General features: G+C 68.3%; 21 protein-coding genes and 2 pseudogenes. 15 read left to right on the top strand and 8 right to left on the bottom strand.

Features of this window, described 5'->3' with window-relative positions:
• Positions 1-187, top strand: a pseudogene (locus LDQ05_RS15935) (transposase); the annotation flags it as partial.
• Between the two features lie 26 nt (positions 188-213).
• Here the strand turns inward: LDQ05_RS15935 and LDQ05_RS20015 are convergent.
• Positions 214-672: pseudogene (locus LDQ05_RS20015) on the bottom strand (efflux permease Rv1217c-related protein); the annotation flags it as partial.
• A 394-nt stretch (positions 673-1,066) separates the two neighbouring features.
• Between LDQ05_RS20015 and LDQ05_RS15925 the strand changes: the two are divergent.
• From LDQ05_RS15925 to LDQ05_RS15910, 4 genes are read left to right on the top strand one after another with little or no spacing between them, the layout of a single operon-like run.
• Positions 1,067-1,570, top strand: coding sequence for a methylated-DNA--[protein]-cysteine S-methyltransferase (locus LDQ05_RS15925; protein ID WP_226437933.1), 504 nt, complete (start codon positions 1,067-1,069; stop codon positions 1,568-1,570).
• Positions 1,551-2,081, top strand: a complete 531-nt coding sequence (locus tag LDQ05_RS15920; RefSeq protein ID WP_226437932.1) for an RNA polymerase sigma factor — start codon at positions 1,551-1,553, stop codon at positions 2,079-2,081. The genes LDQ05_RS15925 and LDQ05_RS15920 overlap by 20 nt, the downstream gene beginning before the upstream one ends.
• Positions 2,078-2,680, top strand: coding sequence for a methylated-DNA--[protein]-cysteine S-methyltransferase (locus LDQ05_RS15915; RefSeq protein ID WP_226437931.1), 603 nt, complete (start codon positions 2,078-2,080; stop codon positions 2,678-2,680). The genes LDQ05_RS15920 and LDQ05_RS15915 overlap by 4 nt, the downstream gene beginning before the upstream one ends.
• Positions 2,677-3,573: a DNA-3-methyladenine glycosylase family protein gene (locus LDQ05_RS15910; protein ID WP_226437930.1), complete on the top strand. Its 897-nt coding sequence runs from the start codon at positions 2,677-2,679 to the stop codon at positions 3,571-3,573. Before LDQ05_RS15915 ends, LDQ05_RS15910 begins: the two co-directional genes overlap by 4 nt.
• Positions 3,574-3,582: 9 nt before the next feature.
• Here the strand turns inward: LDQ05_RS15910 and LDQ05_RS15905 are convergent, their stop codons facing one another.
• Positions 3,583-4,914 carry a YhgE/Pip domain-containing protein gene (locus tag LDQ05_RS15905; protein WP_226437929.1) on the bottom strand — a complete coding sequence of 444 codons (1,332 nt, stop codon included), beginning with the start codon at positions 4,912-4,914 and terminating at the stop codon, positions 3,583-3,585.
• A 354-nt stretch (positions 4,915-5,268) separates the two neighbouring features.
• Here LDQ05_RS15905 and LDQ05_RS15900 point away from each other — a divergent pair, with 354 nt between their 5' ends.
• The 4 genes from LDQ05_RS15900 to fahA all read left to right on the top strand — a co-directional run bounded on the left by LDQ05_RS15900 (position 5,269) and on the right by fahA (position 9,189).
• Positions 5,269-5,796 (top strand): MarR family winged helix-turn-helix transcriptional regulator, encoded by a 528-nt coding sequence (locus LDQ05_RS15900; RefSeq protein ID WP_226437928.1) that lies wholly within the window; start codon positions 5,269-5,271, stop codon positions 5,794-5,796.
• 128 nt (positions 5,797-5,924) lie between these two features.
• Positions 5,925-7,127: a homogentisate 1,2-dioxygenase gene (locus LDQ05_RS15895; RefSeq protein ID WP_226437927.1), complete on the top strand. Its 1,203-nt coding sequence runs from the start codon at positions 5,925-5,927 to the stop codon at positions 7,125-7,127.
• Complete coding sequence (locus LDQ05_RS15890; protein ID WP_226437926.1) at positions 7,124-8,008, top strand: hypothetical protein; 885 nt, start codon at positions 7,124-7,126, stop codon at positions 8,006-8,008. The genes LDQ05_RS15895 and LDQ05_RS15890 overlap by 4 nt, the downstream gene beginning before the upstream one ends.
• A complete protein-coding gene (gene fahA / locus LDQ05_RS15885; protein ID WP_226437925.1) occupies positions 8,005-9,189 on the top strand; it encodes a fumarylacetoacetase in 1,185 nt (394 codons plus the stop codon). The genes LDQ05_RS15890 and fahA overlap by 4 nt, the downstream gene beginning before the upstream one ends.
• Before the next feature lie 48 nt (positions 9,190-9,237).
• On the opposite strand, the gene LDQ05_RS19870 is transcribed toward fahA, so the two are convergent.
• Complete coding sequence (locus tag LDQ05_RS19870; RefSeq protein ID WP_226437924.1) at positions 9,238-9,966, bottom strand: MOSC domain-containing protein; 729 nt, start codon at positions 9,964-9,966, stop codon at positions 9,238-9,240.
• A gap of 41 nt (positions 9,967-10,007) precedes the next feature.
• Between LDQ05_RS19870 and LDQ05_RS15875 the strand changes: the two genes are divergently transcribed.
• From LDQ05_RS15875 to LDQ05_RS15855, 5 genes are all read left to right on the top strand, one after another.
• Positions 10,008-10,979 (top strand): LLM class F420-dependent oxidoreductase, encoded by a 972-nt coding sequence (locus LDQ05_RS15875; protein WP_226437923.1) that lies wholly within the window; start codon positions 10,008-10,010, stop codon positions 10,977-10,979.
• Between the two features lie 99 nt (positions 10,980-11,078).
• Entirely contained in the window at positions 11,079-11,990 is a 912-nt protein-coding gene (locus tag LDQ05_RS15870; protein ID WP_226437922.1) for an alpha/beta fold hydrolase, read from the top strand.
• A 131-nt stretch (positions 11,991-12,121) separates the two neighbouring features.
• A complete protein-coding gene (locus tag LDQ05_RS15865) occupies positions 12,122-12,901 on the top strand; it encodes an enoyl-CoA hydratase (protein WP_226437935.1) in 780 nt (259 codons plus the stop codon).
• Positions 12,902-12,965: 64 nt separating this feature from the next.
• Entirely contained in the window at positions 12,966-14,483 is a 1,518-nt protein-coding gene (locus LDQ05_RS15860; protein ID WP_226437921.1) for an acyl-CoA synthetase, read from the top strand.
• Positions 14,484-14,532: 49 nt separating this feature from the next.
• The gene (locus LDQ05_RS15855; RefSeq protein ID WP_226437920.1) at positions 14,533-15,684 is read left to right on the top strand and encodes an acyl-CoA dehydrogenase family protein; all 1,152 of its coding nucleotides are present in this window, start codon (positions 14,533-14,535) and stop codon (positions 15,682-15,684) included.
• Between the two features lie 64 nt (positions 15,685-15,748).
• Here LDQ05_RS15855 and LDQ05_RS15850 read toward each other — a convergent pair whose 3' ends face one another.
• Positions 15,749-16,216 carry a MarR family winged helix-turn-helix transcriptional regulator gene (locus tag LDQ05_RS15850; protein ID WP_226437919.1) on the bottom strand — a complete coding sequence of 156 codons (468 nt, stop codon included), beginning with the start codon at positions 16,214-16,216 and terminating at the stop codon, positions 15,749-15,751.
• Positions 16,217-16,259: 43 nt separating this feature from the next.
• Entirely contained in the window at positions 16,260-17,186 is a 927-nt protein-coding gene (locus LDQ05_RS15845; RefSeq protein ID WP_308013250.1) for a DNA-3-methyladenine glycosylase family protein, read from the bottom strand.
• Between the two features lie 128 nt (positions 17,187-17,314).
• On the opposite strand from LDQ05_RS15845, the gene LDQ05_RS15840 reads away from it, so the two are divergent.
• Positions 17,315-17,839 carry a ribonuclease H family protein gene (locus tag LDQ05_RS15840; protein ID WP_226437917.1) on the top strand — a complete coding sequence of 175 codons (525 nt, stop codon included), beginning with the start codon at positions 17,315-17,317 and terminating at the stop codon, positions 17,837-17,839.
• 84 nt (positions 17,840-17,923) lie between these two features.
• Here the strand turns inward: LDQ05_RS15840 and LDQ05_RS15835 are convergent, their stop codons facing one another.
• Genes LDQ05_RS15835 through LDQ05_RS15825 form a run of 3 tightly spaced genes read right to left on the bottom strand, consistent with a single transcriptional unit; the run spans position 17,924 to position 20,701 of the window.
• A complete protein-coding gene (locus tag LDQ05_RS15835; protein ID WP_226437916.1) occupies positions 17,924-18,679 on the bottom strand; it encodes an iron ABC transporter ATP-binding protein in 756 nt (251 codons plus the stop codon).
• Complete coding sequence (locus LDQ05_RS15830; RefSeq protein WP_226437915.1) at positions 18,676-19,728, bottom strand: iron chelate uptake ABC transporter family permease subunit; 1,053 nt, start codon at positions 19,726-19,728, stop codon at positions 18,676-18,678. The genes LDQ05_RS15835 and LDQ05_RS15830 overlap by 4 nt, the downstream gene beginning before the upstream one ends.
• A complete protein-coding gene (locus LDQ05_RS15825) occupies positions 19,721-20,701 on the bottom strand; it encodes an ABC transporter permease (RefSeq protein WP_226437914.1) in 981 nt (326 codons plus the stop codon). Before LDQ05_RS15825 ends, LDQ05_RS15830 begins: the two co-directional genes overlap by 8 nt.
• Positions 20,702-20,756 lie beyond the last annotated feature (55 nt).

Genomic DNA, 20,756 nt, shown 5'->3' with positions numbered 1-20,756 from the left:
GCGGGCACCGGTGCTCGCAGTCGGGGACGGGGCGCTGGGGTTCTGGAGGGCGTTGCGGGAGGTGTTCCCCGAGACGCGGGAGCAGCGCTGCTGGTTCCACAAACAATCCAACGTTCTTGTTGCACTACCGAAGTCGGCGCATCCGGGTGCGTTGGCGGCGATGAAGGAGATCATCGGGGTCCAGGACAGTGTGTCCATCGGCAGGCGCGCGATGTGCTCGAAGGGGGACAGATCGTGCACCCACCGAGGCAGATCCATCAGCGGCCCGAAGGTGCCGATGATCATGGCGAATCCGAACAGGGCCCATACCGCCCCGACAGCCAGCGGCAGGATCCCGTACAGGCATGCCGCCACGGCAAGCACCGTCCACACCGCCGGAACGTAGGCCAGGTGAGCACGGAGGATAGTCCACACGTAGTCGATCTCACCGACCGAGACCGCGCTCGCCACCCCCAACGCCAAACCCACGACGGCCAGCAGAGCGGCGACGCCCGCGGCGAGGACCAGCAGTTAGCCGCCCATCCACGCCACGCGCCCGGTTGCGGTCGCCAACACCGGTTCGGCCCGCCCGGCGGTTTCCTCGCCGCGCAATGACTGGACGCCGAGAATGACGAAGACGACCACGATGAGGGCATCGAACAACGCCGTCGTGTCGAGGTAGCCGTCGAGCATGCGGGCCGGGTCGCCGCCCATGACCTGCACCACCGACACCGGCCGCCCCGGCGACAACCGTCGCCACCTCGGTGACCGTGGTGGCGGCGTCCGTCACCACCGCGTCGATGCGGTGCACGATTGTCTCTATGTCGCCGAGCAGGACATCGATCCGCGCGGGCACCTCGGCCGCGAAGACCGCGGTGGCGACGGTGCGGTCGACGACGACGCGGGCGGCCTTGGCGAGGGGACCGACCACGGGAAGGCCGGCGAACGCGGCGGGCACTGCGGGAAGGGGAATCACCGGTCAATGGTGCCGGACCGCTCGGACACCCGCAGACACGGACCTCACGTTTTCGTGATGCCGTGCGTCTACCCGGTACCGACCCGCACCTCGGATGGAAGGATCAACACCGTGACCGCACCGCGCACGCACACCGTGATCGGCTCACCGATCGGCGACCTCACCCTCGTGAACACCGACGGCGTGTTGTCGGGGCTCTACATGACCGACCACCGTCCCGCGCCCGACCCCACGACCTTCGGGCCCCGCACCGCCGACGGGTTCGACACCGCGACCGCGCAGGTCACCGAATACTTCGACGGCACCCGCACCGCCTTCGACCTCCCGCTGGCCCCGGCCGGCACCGCGTTCCAGCAGACGGTGTGGACGGCGCTGCGTGCCATCGACTACGGCACCACCTGCACGTACGGGCAGATCGCCGCGGCGATCGGGAGGCCCACCGCCGTCCGCGCCGTCGCCGCGGCCAACGCCCGCAACCCGCTCAGCATCGTCGTGCCGTGCCACCGCGTGATCGGCAGCGGCGGCAGGCTCACCGGGTACGCCGGTGGTCTCGACCGCAAGCAGTTCCTCCTCGACCGCGAGGCGCAGGTGGCCCATGGCCGCACCTCGGCGTGAGCGACGATCCCCGGCGCGGGCAGGGCCGCTGCCGCCGTTCGAACACATCGTCGTCGTTCACGGACCCACGGTGCTACGGGTGTGTCGCGCGCTGCTCGGCCGGGTCGACGCAGACGACGCGTGGTCGGAGACGTTCCTGTCGGCGCTGCGCGCCTACCCCGACCTCGCACCGGGCACCAACCTCGAAGCGTGGCTGGTGACGATCGCGCACCGCAAGGCGATCGACGTGCACCGCGCCCACCGTCGCAACCCGATCCCCACCGACACCCTCCCCGACCGTGCCGCCACCACCGCGCCACCCGGCGACGGCGACGACGAACTGTGGACGCGGGTCGCGGCGTTGCCGTTCATGCAGCGGGCCGCACTGGTCTACCACTATGTCGGGGGACTGCCCTACACCGAGATCGCCGGCATCCTCGGCAACAGTGCCGCGGCCGCGCGCCGAGCCGCAGCCGACGGTCGCGCCGCACTGCGCCGCCGGTACAGCGTCGACACAGGAAGTGCCCCATGACCACTCCCGACCCCGTCGTGCCCGCACCGCCGATCTCCTCCGGCGATCTCGCCTGGCTGCGCGAACGTCTGATCCTCGATGCCGACTCCGCCGGCCTGCTCGACGTCGCCTATCGCACCCTGGACACCCCCGTCGGCGCCCTGCTTCTGGCCGCGACCACCGAGGGTCTGGTCCGCGTCGCCTACCTCACCGACGGACCCGACGACATCCTCGCCGACCTCGCCGAACGGGTCAGCCCTCGCATCCTCGAGGCCCCCCATCGGCTCGACGCGGCAGCCACACAACTCGACGAATACTTCCGTGGCCGCCGCGTCACCTTCGACCTCGCCCTCGACCTGCGCCTGACCACCGGGTTCCGCCGCGACGTCATCGCCCACCTACCCGACATCGCGTACGGGCACACCGCCAGCTACGCGCAGGTCGCGGCGTCCGCCGGCAGCCCCCGCGCGGTGCGGGCCGTGGGAAGCGCGTGCGCGAAGAACCCGCTGCCCGTGGTCGTCCCCTGTCACCGTGTGGTGCGCAGCGACGGCAGCATCGGACAGTACGTCGGCGGTATCGCCGCCAAACGCATCCTCCTCGACCTCGAAACCGTCGCATGAGGACACTGCGGATACCGGTCACCCCGCCGTTCGCGGCCGGCGCGGTGCTCGCCGCGCTCCGTGCGCACACCGTCGTCGGATACGAACGCCACGACGCGGCGAGCGCGACACACGTGCGGGCGGTGCGCACACCGACCGGAGCATCCGCGGTGTCCGTGACCCTCGGGGCACCCGACCACGTCACCGTCCGCGTCGACACGGACGACACCCGCTCGGTCGCCGAACCCGACGAGCTCGTCCGCAGCTGGCTCGACCTCGACGCCGACCCCGCCGTCGACGCGACGTTGCGCACCGACACCCTGCTCGCACCGCTGGTTGCGGCCCGTCCCGGTCTGCGGGTGCTCGGCAGCACCGACTGGTTCGCGACCGCCGTCCAGACCGTGCTCGGCCAACAGGTCAGCGTTGCAGCGGGATGCACGTTCACCGCGCGACTCGTCGGCGCCTACGGCGACCCCGCGCCGCAGGGGCTGAAATGTTTCCCGCCTCCCGGCCGCCTTGCCCACAGCGACGTCGGTGAACTCCGCGCCGCGGTGGGCCTGACGGCGTCCCGAGCCCGCACCGTCCGCGAACTCGCCCGGGTCGCCGACGGTGGGCTCGACCCGACACGATCCGATTTCCGTGCCGCACTGCTCGCGGTACCGGGTATCGGCCCGTGGACCGTCGACCACCTGTCGCTGCGTGTCCTCGGCGACCGCGACGCGTTCCCTTCCGGCGACCTCGTGCTGCGCCGAGCCCTCGGAATCGACGATCCACGGGCCGCCGTCGCGCGCGCCGAACCGTGGCGCCCGTGGCGGGCGTACGCGGTGTCGCACCTGTGGACGCACGCGGCCTACGCACCGTCGTCCTCCGTCGACTCGCCGCCGACGCCGCCCTCACCGAACGCTCGCGAATGACCTGCCCGGTCAGAGCTGGTCGGCGAACTTCGGCAGGCGCGCGTCCGGGGACCGGTGGAAACCGCGGCGGTCGTAGATCCAGGACACGACCAACCCGACGACGACACCGACCAGCAGACCCACGAACGTCATCGTCACCCCGTGGGTGATCCCGGCGGCCCCGTGCCCGTCGAAGTACAGGATCGCTCGGGTCGATATGTACACCTGGTGCATCGGCTCGAACGTCGCCAACCACTCGAACACCTTCGGCATCGCCTCGATCGGAACCGTGCCACCGGACGAGGGGAGCCCCAGAATGATGAACAGGAACAGGTTCACCAACAGGCCGGCGGTACCGAAGACCGACATCATCGACACCGAGGTGATGCCGACCGCGGCGATGGCCAGCGCCCCGTACTCCCACATGAGCAGGCCGCGCGGTGCGTACATGCCGAGCGCGGATCCGATCCACATGTAGAGGGCGGACACGATCAGTGCGAGGACCACGATGATCGCCCACTTGACGAGCAGCACCGTCACCCGCGACATGCGGGTGGTCTCCTTGTCGATGTAGAGCGGGCCGTACTCGGTGGGCACGAATCCGAGCGCCGAATCGACGAGGGAGTTGACGATCGTCGCGCCCGTGAACCCTGCGAGGATCAGCAGCAGCGAGAAGTAGAAGGCGGACAGTCCGGCGCCGGTCCCGTCCGGGAGCGGGTTGTGTTCCACGTTGAGGACGTTGATGGGCTGGGCGAGGGTGAGTCGCGCGCCACCGGACAGCTGCAGGTCGGGTGCGGACTCGGCGAGAGTCGACTGGACCTGCTCGGTCAGTTGCTTGCCGACGGTGTCGTTGATGGTGGTGGTGGCGGAGGAACCGATGAGATCGACGATGCCCTTCGCGAACGTGCCGGCGCGGGGATTCGAGTACACGGTGATGACCGGTTTCTCGATGTCCCCGGGCACGACACTGCCCTGCGCGAGGATGGAGGTGCGTTTGGTGAAGTCGCTGGGGATGACGATGGCCCCGTACAGCGTCCCGGAGTCGAGCCCCGAGTTCGCGGCGCTGATCCCCATCTCCTGCAAGTCGATGCGGTCGGGATCGATCTCGTCGAGTACCGCCGCGGTGATCTCGGTGCCGAGGTTGCGGTGCTCGTCCGAGCCGGGCAGTACGTCGCCGACGTCCTGGTTGACGATCGCCATCGGGAACTCGCGTAGGTGCCCGGTGGGATCGACGATGCTGCCGAGATAGAAGTAGGCCAGCGAAGACATCACCGCTGTAACCACCACGAGCGGCGCCAGCCAGAAGCGCGGACTGCGCAGTGTGTGCCGGTGCGGTTCGATGGGGGTGTCCGTGGAACTCATTCGACAATTGTGCACACGTGCGTGCAGATTTGCAGGCAGACAGGCCACGACGTGCCGAACACCACGTCGCGCGGGCGCCTCGGAGGTCGATCACGTCGGTCCGGAATGGTCGGGCGACGGAAGTGCAGTCGACCGGGGGAGCGCCCCCGCCGGCGAGCGAGTGGTACACCCGGTCTATTGATTCGATCGAGGGGTACGTTCGCTCACGCGTGTGGGCGAGTTCACGCGTGCGGACGAGGTGGGCGAGCACGGTGACTGTCGCGCACTGCGGTAAGCCACCCTGTCCGCAACGAGCCACCCTGTCCGCAACTGATATATGTATGAACAATCTCGCGGGTGCGGTACTGTGACCGCATGTCAGCACCCCGCGACCTCGACTACTGGAGCTTCGTCGAACTCGCGCAGGAGCGTCTGAACAGCAGGTTCGGCGAGCACAACCGCGGCGCGACGGAGGTGTTGCTGACTCTCAACCGCGCGTCCGACATCGTCACCTACGACCTCGAGTCGAGTGTGCACCGGCCGCGTGGCCGGTCGTGGTCCGCGTACCGTCTGATGTTCGTGACGTGGCTGGCCGGTCCCGTCGAGCCGAATGTCGCCGCGCGATTGACGGGCATGAGCCGCGCGGCCGTGTCGAACCTGGCGAAACCCCTGGTAGAAGCCGGTGTGCTGAAGAAGACTCCGGTCAGTCACGACGGCCGTTCGGTGCAGTTGTCGCTGACGGAGGCGGGGGAGCGGGAGATCGCCGAGACGTTTCGGGAGCAGAACGACCGCGAGGCGGCGTGGGTGGACGTGCTCAGCGACGCCGAGCAGCAGATCCTCGTGATGCTGCTGAACAAGCTCATCACCAACCGCAGTCAGTTCGACGTGCGCGGACGTAACTGACCGGTCTCGATGCCGAGGGTGTGGTTGCGCTCACGGGCTCCAGTTAGTTAATGTATTTACTAATACGGCGGAGGCGATCCGGAGATCGGAGCCGATCCGCAGCTCGAGACACGCACAGGAGCCGAATCATGGCGTTCTACCGACAGCTCGGCGTCATCCCGCCCAAGCGTCACACCCAGCACCGCGACGGCGACGGCAACCTCTACTACGAGGAGCTCATGGGTGAGGAGGGCTTCTCGTCCGACTCGTCGCTGCTGTACCACCGGCACATCCCGTCGGCGATCGTCGAAGCCACAGAATGGTCGCTGCCCGACCAGACGACCACCCCGAACCATCCGCTGAAGCCGCGACACCTGAACCTGCACGACCTCTTCCCCGAGAGCATCTGGGGCGACACCGACGTCGTCACCGGCCGCCGACTCGTCCTCGGTAACGCGGATGTGCGCATCTCCTACGTGGTCTCGACGAAACCGTCGCCGCTGTACCGCAATGTCGTCGGCGACGAGATGGTGTACGTCGAATCAGGCACTGCCACAGTGGAAACGGTGTTCGGCGCGCTCGCTGCGAAGCCCGGCGACTACGTCCTGCTGCCCATGGCGACCACTCACCGTTGGGTGCCCACCGGCGACGAGCCGCTGCGTGCCTACACGATCGAGGCCAACAGCCACATCGTCCCGCCGAAGCGTTACCTGTCGCGGTTCGGGCAGTTCCTCGAGAACTCCCCGTTCTGTGAACGCGACCTGCACGGTCCGAGCGAGCCGCTGCTCGTCGAGGAGGAGAACGTCGAGGTACTCGTCAAGCACCGCACGTCGCACGGCCTCGTCGGCACCCGTTACCTCGTGCCGCAGCACCCGTTCGACGTCGTCGGCTGGGACGGCTGCCTCTATCCGTACACGTTCTCGATCCACGACTACGAGCCCATCACCGGTCGCGTACACCAGCCGCCGCCGGCGCACCAGGCGTTCGAGGGCAACAATTTCGTCATCTGCAACTTCGTGCCCCGCAAGGTCGACTACCACCCGCTGTCGATCCCCGTGCCGTACTACCACTCGAACGTCGACTCCGACGAGGTCATGTTCTACGTCGGCGGAGACTACGAGGCGCGCAAGGGCTCCGGTATCGGGCAGGGATCCGTCTCGGTGCATCCCGGCGGTCATGCCCACGGCCCGCAGCCCGGTGCCTACGAACGCAGCATCGGAGTCGACTTCTTCGACGAACTCGCCGTCATGGTCGACACCTTCCGTCCGCTCGAACTCGGCGAAGGCGCACTCGCCTGCGAGGATCCGTCCTACGCGGGCAGTTGGAACCGCAACCTGGAGGCGCGTCGATGACCGACTTCGGACCCCTTTTCGCCGACCTGTGCGACGACGCCGCGCTGTTCCCTCCCGGAAACGCGCCGCTGCCCGATGCCGTGCCCGCCCACGCCGCGCACAGCGGGTCGGATCATGCGCCGCTCGTCGGCGCGTTCGTGTTCCCCGCCGGACGACTCGGCGAACTCGCCGAACTCCTTGCAACGCAACCGTATCCGGGTGACCTCGACCTGAGTCTGACGGTTCCGGCCGGGACGGACGCGGTCGCGGCAGCGCTGGCGAAGGTCGACGCACTGGACGGTGTCTCCGTCGTGGCTCTCGAGATCGCGGTGCCCGCCGAGCAGACCGTCGACGACCTGTTCACCGGTCTCGACGGGATCGCTGCCGCGCACCCGACGATCGCGATCTTCGTCGAGGTCCCGCGTGACACCCGCCGCGCCGATATCCTCGCCCGCATGACCGGCACCCCGCATGCCGCGAAGTTCCGGACCGGCGGCATCGTCGCCGAGGCCTACCCCGACGAAGCCGAACTGGCCGACGCCGTCGTCGCCGTCGTCACAGCGGGTGTGCCGTTCAAGGCCACCGCGGGACTGCACCACGCGGTGCGCAACACCGACCCGGAGACCGGTTTCGAACAGCACGGTTTCCTCAACGTGCTCGCCGCCGTCGACACGGCGCTGGACGGCGGTGACACGAGCGCGGTCGCCGCGGTGCTCGCCGACCGCGACGGCGAGGCACTGGCGTCGCGCCTGTCGGCGTTGCCTCCCGACCGTGCCGCCGAACTGCGCCGCAGGTTCCGGTCGTTCGGTACGTGCAGCATCGCCGACCCGCTCGGTGATCTGCTCGCGCTGGGTCTGGCACCGAAGTCCGTCTCCCCGATCAGCGAAGGAAACCTCGCATGACCACCATCGCCATTCCCGAGGATTCACTCTTCGGGCTCGACAACCTCCCGTACGGGATCTTCTCCACCGCCGACACCGAACCGCGTGTCGGTGTGCGCGTGGGTGATTCGGTACTCGACCTGAGCCGCATCTTCGAGGACGACGTCGTGTTCGCCGAGCCGAGCCTGAACGCCTTCATGGCGCAGGGTCGCGCCCGCTGGGACGAGGTGCGCGCCGCCGTCGAGGAGACCGTCGCCGGGGACGTCGCCGACGACGCAGTGTTCGCGATCGCCGACGTGACCATGCACCTGCCGATCGAGGTCGCCGACTACGTCGACTTCTACGCCTCCGAGAACCACGCCTCGAACCTCGGGCGGCTGTTCCGTCCGCAGAATCCGGATCCGCTGATGCCGAACTGGAAGCACCTTCCGGTCGGCTACCACGGGCGGTCGTCGACGGTCGTCACGTCCGGTGTGGACATCGTGCGCCCCTGCGGTCAACGCAAGGGCCCGAACGATCCCGCGCCGGTGTTCGGTCCGTCCGTGCGGCTCGACATCGAAGCGGAGTTGGGTTTCATCGTCGGTGTCGGTTCGTCGATGGGCGAGCAGATCACTCCCGACGAGTTCGCCGACCACTGCTTCGGCGTTGTTGTTCTCAACGACTGGTCGGCCCGCGACATCCAGGCGTGGGAGTACGTGCCGCTGGGGCCGAACCTGGGCAAGTCCTTCGCGACCTCCATCTCGCCGTGGGTGGTGCCCCTCGCCGCGCTCGCGGCCGCGCGTATCGACACCCCGGTTCAGGATCCGGAGCCCCTGCCGTACCTACAGGGCACCGAGAAGTGGGGCCTCGACATCGATCTCGCGGTCGAGTGGAACGGGCAGATCGTGTCGCGTCCGCCGTACGCGCAGATGTACTGGTCGCCGGCGCAGATGCTCGCGCACACCTCCGTCAACGGCGCCGCGACCCGCACCGGCGACCTGTTCGGGTCGGGCACCATCTCGGGCCCGGAGAAGAACCAGCGCGGTGCGTTCATCGAGTTGACCTGGGGTGGTGCAGAGCCCGTCGAGGTGAACGGTGAGCAGCGCACGTTCATCCAGGACGGCGACGAGATCGCGATCTCCGCGACCGCGCCCGGCGTCAACGGTGGGCGCATCGGTTTCGGTGAGGTGCGCACCCGCATCCTCCCCGCCACCGGCGCCTGACCCGTGCGCACTCGTGGTAGTGGGAACTACCACAAGTGCGCACGGGGGTCAGGAGACGACGACCTCGTCGCCGCACGCGACCGTGCCCGGCGTCGACACCCGCGCGTACACCCCGACACACGGGACGGGGTTCCCGCCCTCCACGCCGGGGACGCGATTGCGCGCCGTGACGGTGCGCAACATGTCGCGCCGCGCGAGCACCTCCTGATGGTCGAGGGTGACCATCACGCACCGGCCGGTGCGCTTGTGCGGGTGCAGCACCACCGCACCGCAGCGCAGTGACGTGCCGACCCAGTCGTTGTCGACGAATCCCGGCCGGTCCGGGGTGTCGACGACGATCGTCGGCCGGAACCGCCGCACCGCGACATCCACCGGCTCGTCCACACCGAGCGCCTCCACCGAGGATGTCGACACGAGATGCAGCGGTGCCTCGTCGTACGACCGGGAGCGCGGTTCGAGCCGCACGGCGATGCCGGTCAGATCCGACAGCAGCGTGTCGACGCCCGGGTCGTCGCCGCGCACGACCGTCCCGTCGGGAAACGTGAGTTCGAGGGCGGCCGGATCCCGCGGATCATCGTCGTCGACGATCCGCGCCCCGCAGGTCAGCAGCACACCGAAGCGGCGGAACTTCTTCGCGCTCGCGACCGTGCCGGCGGCGGCGTCGACCACCGCCCACACGTGATCGCCGCGCAGACCGTCGGCTTCGATGGTCGCGGACCGTACCGGTTCGCCGCCGAACGACTTCACCGGATACCGCCACAACTGCCTGATCTGCACGACGGATCAGCATACCGACCGCGCCGGATAGGGTGACCGGCATGACACAGGCCACATCGCGGTGGGGGCTGACCGTGCCCCTCGACGGCATTCCGTTCCCCGACCAGCGCAGGATCGTCGAGGAACTCCCCGACCTCGGCTACACGGACGTGTGGTCGTCCGAGGCGGGCGCCGCCGACGCCTTCACCCCGCTCGCGCTTGCGAGCGTGTGGGCGCCGACCCTGCGGCTCGGCACCGCGATCGTTCCCGTGTACACGCGGGGGCCGGCGACTCTCGCGATGTCCGCCGCGACCCTCGCCTCCGCCGCACCGGGACGGTTCGCGCTGGGGGTGGGAACCTCCTCCGATGTCATCGTCGGCAGATGGAACGGCATCGCGTTCGACGAACCCTACAAGCGGGCCCGCGACACCCTGCGTTTCCTGAAGTCCGCGTTGGCGGGGGAGAAGGTCACCCACGAGTACGACACGTTCACCGTCGACGGCTTCCGCGCGGGGCTCGTCGCCGATCCGGTTCCGCCGGTGCTGCTGGCGGCACTGCGACCGGGAATGCTGCGGCTCGCGGGCAGGGAGGCCGACGGGGCGATCGTCAACTGGTTGTCGGCCGACGACGTGCGGACGGTCGCGCCGTACGTGCACGACGGCGGTGACGGTAAGGAGATCGTCGCGCGGATCTTCGTGCTGCCGGGGTTCGACACCGACACGGCGCGCGCGGTGGGGCGGCGCATGATCGCGTCCTACATGAACGTACCCGTCTATCGAGCCTTCCACGAATTCCTCGGGCGCTCGGAAGAATTCGACGGAATGTGGCGATTGTGGGCGGAGGGCGACCGCGCGGGGGCGCTCGACGCGATTCCGGACCGGGTGGTCGACGATCTGGTGGTGCACGGGAGCCCGGACGAGTGCCGCGAGCATCTCGAGCGTTACGCGGAGGCCGGAATCACCACACCGGTGATCGCTCTTCTCGCGCCGGGCGATCCCGCTCCGATGATCCGGGCGCTCGCCCCGAGACGGTAGGGGGCGGCGACCGAGCGAGGGTCACGATCGGGTCGCGACGGTTAACGGACGGCGAAGCGCAGGCGACATCTCTGGCAGATCACCTCCAGGAGACCGACCATGCCCGCTTCCCCGACCCGTGTCACCGTCGCGGCCGACGACGGTGTTCCGCTCGCCGCGTACGTCGACGGCCCGGCCGACGCCGACCTCACCGTGGTGTGCGTGCACGGCCACTGCCAGGATTCCGCGTGTTGGGACGCGGTCGGTGAGCTGATCAGCGTGCCTTCCGTGCGCACGGTTCGATACGACCAACGCGGGCACGGACGTTCGGGCGTCGGCGACGTCGACGCCTTCACGTTCGACCAACTCGCCCGTGACCTGGACGCCGTGCTGCGCGCGTTGGTGCCGACCGGCCCGGTGGTGCTCGTCGGTTACTCGATGGGAGGGATGGTCTCCCTCGCGTACGCACGATTGTTTCCCGCCGCGGTCGGTGACCGCATCGTCGGTGCGGCTCTGCTGTCGACGGCCGCGGGCGGCCTCGCCGACGGCGGTGTGGGCCGCTATCTTCGCCATCCGGCGACGACGTGGCTGCACCGGGCGGTGCGTCGGGCGCCGCGCATCATGGAACGGTCCAAACGTGCCGGTGGTGCGGTGTGCACGGTGCTGGCGGGGCGCCGCCGCGACGAATCGTGGTTGCGCATGCTGGGCATGGTGCTCGCGAACGAGACGTCGGTCGTGACGTGGTCGCGGCTGTTCGCGGCGTTCGCCGTCCTCGACGAGTTCGCGGCGGTCGGTGCGCTCGCGCCGATTCCGGTCGTGGTGGCGGCGGGCACCGACGACCGGTTCGTGCCTATCACGCACTCCGAGGCGATCGCCGCGAATCTGCCACGGGCGGAGCTGATCGGAATCCCGGGTGCCGGGCACCGGGTGCTCGGGGAACATGCCGCGGAGGTCGCGGCGGCGCTCGACGGACTGCTGCTGCGGGTGCGCAGCGGCGTGTCGGCCGCGACCGGAGCCGTGATCACGGCGTGACCGGACACCTCGTTCTCCGTGCGCGCGGGTCGCGACGTACCGGTGGTGAAGCGGTGCCACCCACCGTCCGGTGGTGTAGGAAAGGGGTTGTGACGGATCACGATGCGAACGGCCGCTCCGCCGACGAGTCCCTGCCCGCGTCCGTGTTGATCGCGGTCGACGAATCGACCGGTATCGGTCTGCTCACCCTCAACCGCCCGGCGCAGCGGAACCCGCTGCCGGTGGCGACGATGCGCGAGGTCACCCTCGGTCTGACGGCGTTGTCGGCGGAGTCCGCGGTGCGGGTCGTGGTCGTTCGTGCCGAAGGGCCGGTGTTCTCCGCGGGGCACGATCTGAAGGAGATGATCGGTCGCACCCTCGAGGAGGAACGCGTCGTCTTCGAGGTCTGCACCGAGATGATGAACACCGTGCAGAAGATCCCGCAACCGGTGATCGCGTCCGTGCAGGGCCCGGCGCTCGCGGCGGGCTGCCAGCTGGTCGCGTCGTGCGATCTGGCGGTTGCCGCTGCGAACGCACGGTTCGGCACACCCGGAGTGAAGATCGGGCTGTTCTGCTCGACGCCGATGGTCGCGGTGAGCCGTGCGGTCGGGCGCAAACGCGCACTGCAGATGCTGCTCACGGGCGAGACGATCGACGCGCACACCGCCGCGGAGTGGGGGCTGGTGAACTTCGTCGTCGAACCGGAGGCGCTCGAACGGGAGACCGCGGTGCTGGCGGGCAAGATCGTGGGTGCCTCGCCGGCGACACTGAAGATCGGCAAGGAAGCGTTCTACCGCCAGATCGACCTGCCGCAGGACGAGGCGTACGAGTCGATGTCCGAGACGATGGCGCGCAACGCCGTGATCTGCGATGCGCAGGAGGGCATGACGGCGTTCGTCGAGAAGCGTCCGCCGGTGTGGCAGGGGCGCTGACCACCGTCGCGGGCTCCGGAACGAACCCTGGACGCTTTGTTGGACGTCCTATAACCTGAGCGCCATGAGCCCAGATCCTCGCTCGAGCACCGTCGACGGCATCCTCCGGCGCTCCGCCGCACGAGTCCCGGACCGGGTCGCCCTCCGCTTCGGCGACCGCACCCTGACCTATCGGGAACTCGACGACGCCGTCACCCGTGCCGCCGCGCACCTGATCTCGCTCGGGCTCGACCGCGGCGACCGGGTAGCCGCGTACGGCACCAACTCCGATGCCTACGTCGTCGGATACCTCGCCGCGGCGCGCGCGGGCCTGGTGCACGTCCCGGTCAACTACGCGCTGCGCGGTGAGGAACTGCGTTACCTGCTGGCGCAGTCCGGATCCCGGGCCGTGCTCGTCGATCCTGCACTGCGCGACAACCTCGATCGGGTGCTCGCGGACGTGCCCGCCGACATCGTGGTGCCGTTGCACGACGCGGACGACTCCCTGCTCGCGGTCGCGACCGCCGGTGACGTCCCCGAACTCGACGTCGCGGTCGCCGACACCGACCTCGTCCAGCTCCTCTACACCTCGGGAACGACATCGAAGCCCAAGGGCGCCATGATGACCCATCGTGCACTCGTGTTCGAGTACACGTCGACGATCGTCGCGCTGGACCTCGCACAGGACGACAATCCGCTGATCTGCATGCCGCTGTACCACTCGGCCGGGATGCACGTGTTCATGCTCCCGTACCTCGCGATCGGCGCCACGATCCGGCTCCTTCCCGCCCCCGACATCCCGTCGATCCTGCGACTGGTCGAGGACGAGAGCATCGGCTCGCTGTTCCTCGCGCCGACGGTGTGGGTGCCGCTCGCGAACCACCCGGATCTGGACATCCGCGACCTGTCGTCGCTGCGCAAGGCCCAGTACGGAGCGTCGATCATGCCGGTCACCGTGCTCCAGCGGTTGCGCGGCCGCTACCCGGAACTGTCCTTCTACAACTGTTTCGGACAGTCGGAGATCGGTCCGCTCGCGTGCGTGCTGCGACCCGAGGAACACGAAGAGCGACCGTCGTCCTGCGGAAGACCGGTCCTGTTCGTCGAGACCCGTGTCGTCGACGCCGACGGCAACGACGTCCCCGACGGTGAGCCGGGGGAGGTTCTGTACCGCTCGCCGCAACTGTGCCTGGGTTACTGGGACAACCCCGACGCCACCGCAGAAGCGTTCCGCGACGGCTGGTTCCACTCCGGTGACCTCGTCACCCGCGACGCGCAGGGGTACATCACCGTCGTCGATCGCATCAAGGACGTCATCAACACCGGCGGCATCCTCGTGGCGTCGCGCGAGGTGGAGGACGCGATCTACACCCACGAGGCGGTCGCCGAGGTCGCGGTGATCGGTATTCCCGACGAGAAGTGGATCGAGGCGGTGACCGCGGTGGTCGTGCTGAAGGACGGGCACACCGCCACCGAGAGCGAACTCGTCGATCACGTGAAGCAGCGGCTGGCCCCGTTCAAGGTGCCGAAGGCGGTGCGGTTCGTCGACACCCTGCCGCGCAACCAGAGCGGGAAGCTGCTCAAGCGCGAACTCCGCGCGGAATGACCACGACCGCACGTACTCTCGTGCACCCTCGGAGAGGAAGACCTGCCCGGTGAACAAACAGCATGTGCCGTCGTGGTTCGACGACGAGGTGAGCGCGGTCCACGAACTGGCGAGCGATTTCTTCGAGCGTGAGGTGATGGCGCACGCGGAGAAATGGGACGCCCAGCGCCGCATCGACCGTGAGGTGTGGACGAAGGCGGGGAAGCTCGGGCTGCTGCTGTGCTCGGTTCCGGAGGAATACGGCGGCGGCGGAGGTACCTTCGCGCACGACCTCGCGGTGTTCGAGGCGCAGGGCTACGCCGGAGACCTCGCGTTCGGGGTGTCGGTGCACAGCGGCATCGTCGCGCACTACCTCCTCGCCTACGGCACCGAGGAGCAGAAGAGCACGTGGCTGCCGGGTATGGCATCGGGACGGATCCTCGGCGCGATCGGTATGACCGAGCCGGGTGCCGGATCCGATCTGAAAGCCATCAAGACCACCGCGATCCGCGACGGCGACGAGTACGTGGTCAACGGCAGCAAGACGTTCATCACCAACGGGTCGTCGGCCGACATGATCGTGCTCGCCGTCAAGACCGACCCGAAGGCGGGGGCGAAGGGGGTGTCGCTGCTGATCGTGGATCTCCGTGATGCCCCGGGGTTCTCGGTCGGCCGGGTCCTCGACAAGGTGGGCCAACACGGCGCCGACACCTCCGAACTGTCGTTCGTCGACGTCCGAGTGCCCGTCGCGAACCTGCTCGGTTCCGAGGAAGGGCAGGGGTTCGGGCAGCTCATGGCACAGCTCGTCCAGGAACGCCTCATCATCGGGGCGCAGGCGGCCGGTGCGATGCAGCGGGCCGTCGACGAGACCGTGCGGTACACGAAGGCACGTCAGGCATTCGGGCACAGCCTCTTCGAGTTCCAGAACACCGCGTTCGAACTCGCCGAATGCCGGACCGTCGCGCGCACCTGCCAGGTGTTTCTCGACCACTGCGTCGAAGCGCATCTGCGCGGCGAACTCGACCCGTCGGACGCCGCGATGGTCAAGTACTGGCTCACCGACAAGCAGTGCGAGGTGATCGACCGGTGCGTGCAGCTGCACGGCGGCTACGGGTACATGCGCGAGTACCTCATCGCCCGCATGTACGAGGACGCGCGCGTGCAACGCATCTACGCCGGAGCCAACGAGGTGATGAAGCAGATCATCGCGCGGTCGCTGTAACGGACGGTGCAGGAGACGTCGGCCGACTCGGTTCCGGCGCTCGGGAGGCCGACGCGGACTCGCGTCACGCGGGGCCCGGACGCCCCGTGTGATGATCGACGATCCTGGTGAGCATCGCCGAGAGTTGCGTGAGCTCCTCGGCGTCCAACGCCGCGAACGCTTCGTCCTGCGCGGCGGTGATCAACCCGTCCAACTCGATCAGCCGTGCGCGACCCCGCCGGGTGAGCGTGATGATGTTGCGTCGGCGATCCCGCGGATCGGTGGCGCGTTCGACGAACCGTCGTTCCGCCAGCGCGTCCACGGCGGCGACGATGTCGCTGCGGTCGAGAACGCAACGCCGCGCGAGCTCCACCTGGCTGGTGGGGCCGTATTCGTCGAGTGCCGCCAGCACCCGATAGTGGTAGCCGTGGGAGTCGGCCTCGTCGAACCGATCGAACACGATGCGGTGCACATGCCGTGCCGCGCGAGTGAGCAGGAAACTGGGGAGGTGTTCGAGGCGTACCGGACCGGGTGCGACGTCGGTGGCGGACATGGCACCGATTCTACGGTCGTCGGGGTGCGCATCGACGAATCGCTCATCGCCCGCGATGGTCGGTCACGGGGGTGCGCGGCCCCCGTTTCGGAACGGCCCCGTACCCGCCCGCCGCGACGAGGAGCCGGACCGCACGGTACCGGTGCGGGCGTAGGTGCTCGAGCCGGGCGACCATCCCCGCGTCGTCGAGGGGCGATCCGAACAGGGCGTGTCCGACGACGGTCGCCAGATGGTAGTCGCCGACCGACAGGGCGTCGGCATCCCCGAAGGCGCGTTGCGCGACCTCCGCGGCCGTCCACACCCCGATCCCCGGGATGCTGCGCAACCGGCGTCGGGCATCGGCGGGAGTGTCGTCGGCGAGACGTTCGAGACGATCGGCGAGCTGCGCGCACCGCACGATGGTGCGGGCGCGACCCGGATCGACGTTCGCGCGGTGGAACTCCCACGACGGGACGCGGCGCCACACCTCCGCGCTCGGCGGCACGCGCATGCCGTCGGGTGCGGGTCCGGGCGCGGGATCACCGAACCGGGTGACCAGCCGACGCCACGACGCGAACGCCGCGACTCCGTGGACACGCTGCTCCAGGACCGCGGGAACGAGCGACTCCAGAACCCGGCCGGTGCGGGGGATGCGCAGCGCAGGAAACCGGCGGTGTGCCTCCACGAGCACCGGATGCTCCGGGGCGAAGCCGGTCGGATCGTCGTCGTCGCCGAGCAACGCCGGCAGACGATCGACCAGTTCGGCGGAGCCCGGCCCCCACGCGGTGCAGCGGGCACCGTCCGCGCCGTCCTGGACGAGCCGATACGTGACGGGACCGGAGTTCATACGCGACGCACGCCACACCGCATTTCCGTCGGCACGATGACACGGATCCCACGGTCCGCGCTGGAGAGGCCGTAGAGTCGAGGAGACGTGGACGGGCCATCGCACCCGGACGCGGGTGTCGAGGGGCGAGGCCGTGGACGTCACCGGTCCACTCTAAGCCGGACCGCCGGAACACCCGTGGGACGGAAGCTCGCCGCAGGGCGGTTGCGACGGGTGTTGTGGCCGGTAGGACGGGTTCGAACCTGTCGGACGGAAAGGCTATGGTTCGCAACATGATCATCGTGAGCACCGACGGATCCTGCCTGCGCAACCCGGGTGGCGCCATCGGTTGGGCGTGGGTCAATCACGAGGGTCCCACCGCGTCGGGTGGCGAACGGTCGGGGACCAACCAGATCGCGGAACTTCGCGCCCTCCTCGAAGCCCTGCGGGCGCATCCCGGAGCCGAGCCGATGATCATCGAGTCCGACTCCCAGTACGCCATCAAATGCGCGTCGGAATGGCTGCCCGGATGGAAACGCAAAGGGTGGAAGACGGCGTCCGGTGCGCCCGTGAAGAACCTCGACCTCGTCCGCGACATCGACCGCGCCCTCACCGAGCGCACCGGACCGGTGCGTTTCCGCTGGGTCCGCGGGCACGTCGGCAACCATTTCAACGAGGTCGCCGACAAACTCGCCGGTGAGGCGGCACGCGAGGTCGCTGCCCGGCCGGGGCCGATCAAGGTGGACACGACGCCGCCGGCGTCGGTCAAACCCCGCACGCCCTCACCCGCCGGCGACAGTGAACTGACGTTGTTCTGAGTCGGCCCCGCCGACGTGTTCTGAGTCGCCCCGCCGACGTGTTCTGACTCGGCCCCGCCGACGTGTTCCGAGTCGGCCCCGGAATCAGTAGTACACGGCGAGCCGGCCGTTGGGGCCGTCGACGCACGTCACGGGAGTGTCGAAGACGCGGGTGAGAACCTCGTCCCGCATGATCTCGTCCGGGGTTCCGAACTCGACGACCCGGCCGTTCTTCATCGCGCAGATCCGGTCGGCGTAATGGCCCGCGAAGTTGATGTCGTGGAGCACGACGACGACGGTGCGCCCCAGCTCGACGGCCACCTGGTGCAGATGCTTCATCATCTGGACGGAATGACGCATGTCCAGGTTGTTGAGCGGCTCGTCCAGCAGGATGTAATCGGTGTCCTGGCACAGCACCATCGCCACATAGGCGCGTTGACGTTGCCCGCCGGAGAGCTGATCGAGGTAGCGGTGTTCGAGGTCGGTGAGACCGAAGAACTCCACGGCCCGACTGATGGCCTCCTCGTCCGCCCGGTTCAACCGGCCCTGCGAATGCGGGAAGCGCCCGAAACCGACGAGCTGCCGCACCGTAAGCCGGGTCACGAAGTGATTCTCCTGGCGGAGCACCGAGACGATCTTCGCGAGATCCTTCGACTTGGTGCTCGACACGTCGTAGCCGGCGATCTCGATGGTCCCGGCGTCGGCACCGAGCAACCGCCCCACGATGGTCAACATCGTGGACTTGCCGGCACCGTTCGGTCCGACGAGCGCGGTGATGCCGCCCGCGGGGATGGTCAGGTCGATGTCGCCGATCGTGACCGTGCTGCTGTACTCCTTGCGGAGCCCCTTGATCTCGATCACAGTCTGCCCTTCCGGAGGATCACGAAGAGGAAGGCCGAGCCCCCGACGGCCTCGATGATGATGGACACGGCGCCCTCGGCGTAGAAGATGTTCTTCAACACGAAGTAGGCGCCGCCGAGGATGACGAACCCGGTGAGGATCGCCACCGGGAACACGTAACGGTGCTCGTGGGTGCTCGCGAACTGGTAGGCGAGCGTCGCAACGAGGAATCCGAGGAACGTCATGGGCCCGACGAGCGCGGTGGTCGTGGCCATCAGGACCGACACGAGGAACAACACGATCATGATCTCGCGGCGATGGTGCAGACCCAGATTCGTCGTGACGTCCTTGCCGAGCGCGATGACATCGAGTCGTCGCGAGCGCCACCACAGCGCCCCCGCCGACAGGATGCACAGGGGGATCGCCAACGGCAGGTAGGACGCATCCGCGTTGGACACCGACCCGAACAGTTTGGCGGTCAGGATGTCGAACTCGCTCGGCGTGAGCATCCGCTGCATGAACGTCGCGATCGATCCGAGACCACCACCGAGCACGATCCCGACGAGCAGCATCACCTGGAGATTCCCGTACTTGCCCGACAGCAACCAGCCGTAGAGCATCAGCGAGAACCCGACCATCAGCACGATCATGACGACGAACTGCGTCACACCCTGGAACACCGTCACCCCGATCGAACCGAGGAAGAAGACGGCGGCCGTCTGCAACGCGACGTAGAGGGATTCGAACCCCATGATCGACGGCGTGATGATGCGGTTGTTGGTGGCCGACTGGAACGAGACGGTGGCGACGGCCTGACACACGACGACGAGCGCGATCACGACGAGACTCGTCGCGCGCATCTGCGCGATCCGCCAGAACCCTTCCGTCCCGAACGGCATCGGATTGTTCCAGGACACGATCCCCACGGCGATGACGACGGAGAGGGCGGCCAGCACACCCACGAGCAGCCAGTACCGGCGCTGCCGGTCGGCGGTCGGGAACGCGCCGGAACCGGTGTGCTGCGGAGCAGTCGCGGCGGGGGCCGTCGGCGTGACGGAGAGGTCAGGCATGGCGGCGACTCCGGAGAAGTAGAGCGATGAAGACGACGGCACCGACGACCCCGAGGATCAGCGACACCGGGATCTCGAACGGCATGATGATCGTCCGGCCGATCAGATCGCAGACGGTCACGATGGCGATACCGAGCAGACACACCCACGGAAGGTTGCTGCGCAGATCGTCACCGCGGAACATCGAGACGATGTTGGGAACGATCAGTCCCAGGAACGGCAGGGACCCGACCACCACCGTCACCACCCCGGTGGTGACGGCGATGAGCCCGGTTCCCAACAGGATGATGCGGTTGTAGTTCAGGCCGACATTGGTGGCGACGTCCTCGCCGAGACCGGCGACCGTGAACCGGTCGGCGACGACGAACACCACGACCGTGACCACCGCGACGATCCACAGGACCTCGTACTGGCCTCTGATGATCGACGTGAAGCTGCCCGCGAACCAGATGCCCAGGCTCTGCAGTTTGTCGGTGGCGAGGGCGATGTAGGTGGTGATGGCGCCGACGACCGCGCCGAGCATGATGCCGACGATCGGAACGATCAGTGACGACGTCAACTGCACCCGCCGGAGGAACAGGAAGAAGATCATGGTTCCGACGAACGCGGCGACGATGGCACCGATCATCCGGGGGAGCAGACCGGCGGTGGGAAAGACGATCATCATGAGCAGCAGCCCCAACCCGGCCCACTCCGTCGTGCCGGTCGTCGTCGGCTCGACGAAACGATTCTGGGTGAGCAACTGCATGACCAGGCCGGACATCGCCATCGCGGCGCCGGCGAGAACCAGGGCGATCGTGCGGGGAATCCGGGTGATGTTGAACATCTCCCAGCCGAACTCGCCGTCGAAGATGTCGAACACCCCGGTGAACAGCGATCCGATCAGCAGGACGCCGACCCCGAGGAATCCGAGGAGCAGCTTCCGGTCGAACAGTGTCTCCCGGGTGCGTGCCGGTGGGGTGTGCGTGGTCATGTCGTGCTCTCTGCTCTCGTCGTCACACCGATCGTGGGCCCGGCAGGTCGGCCGG

Origin of the sequence: Rhodococcus yananensis, assembly GCF_020515525.1 — a bacterium.
Classification (GTDB): Bacteria; Actinomycetota; Actinomycetes; order Mycobacteriales; family Mycobacteriaceae; genus Rhodococcus; species Rhodococcus yananensis.
This window is presented reverse-complemented; position numbering and strand designations above follow the sequence as displayed.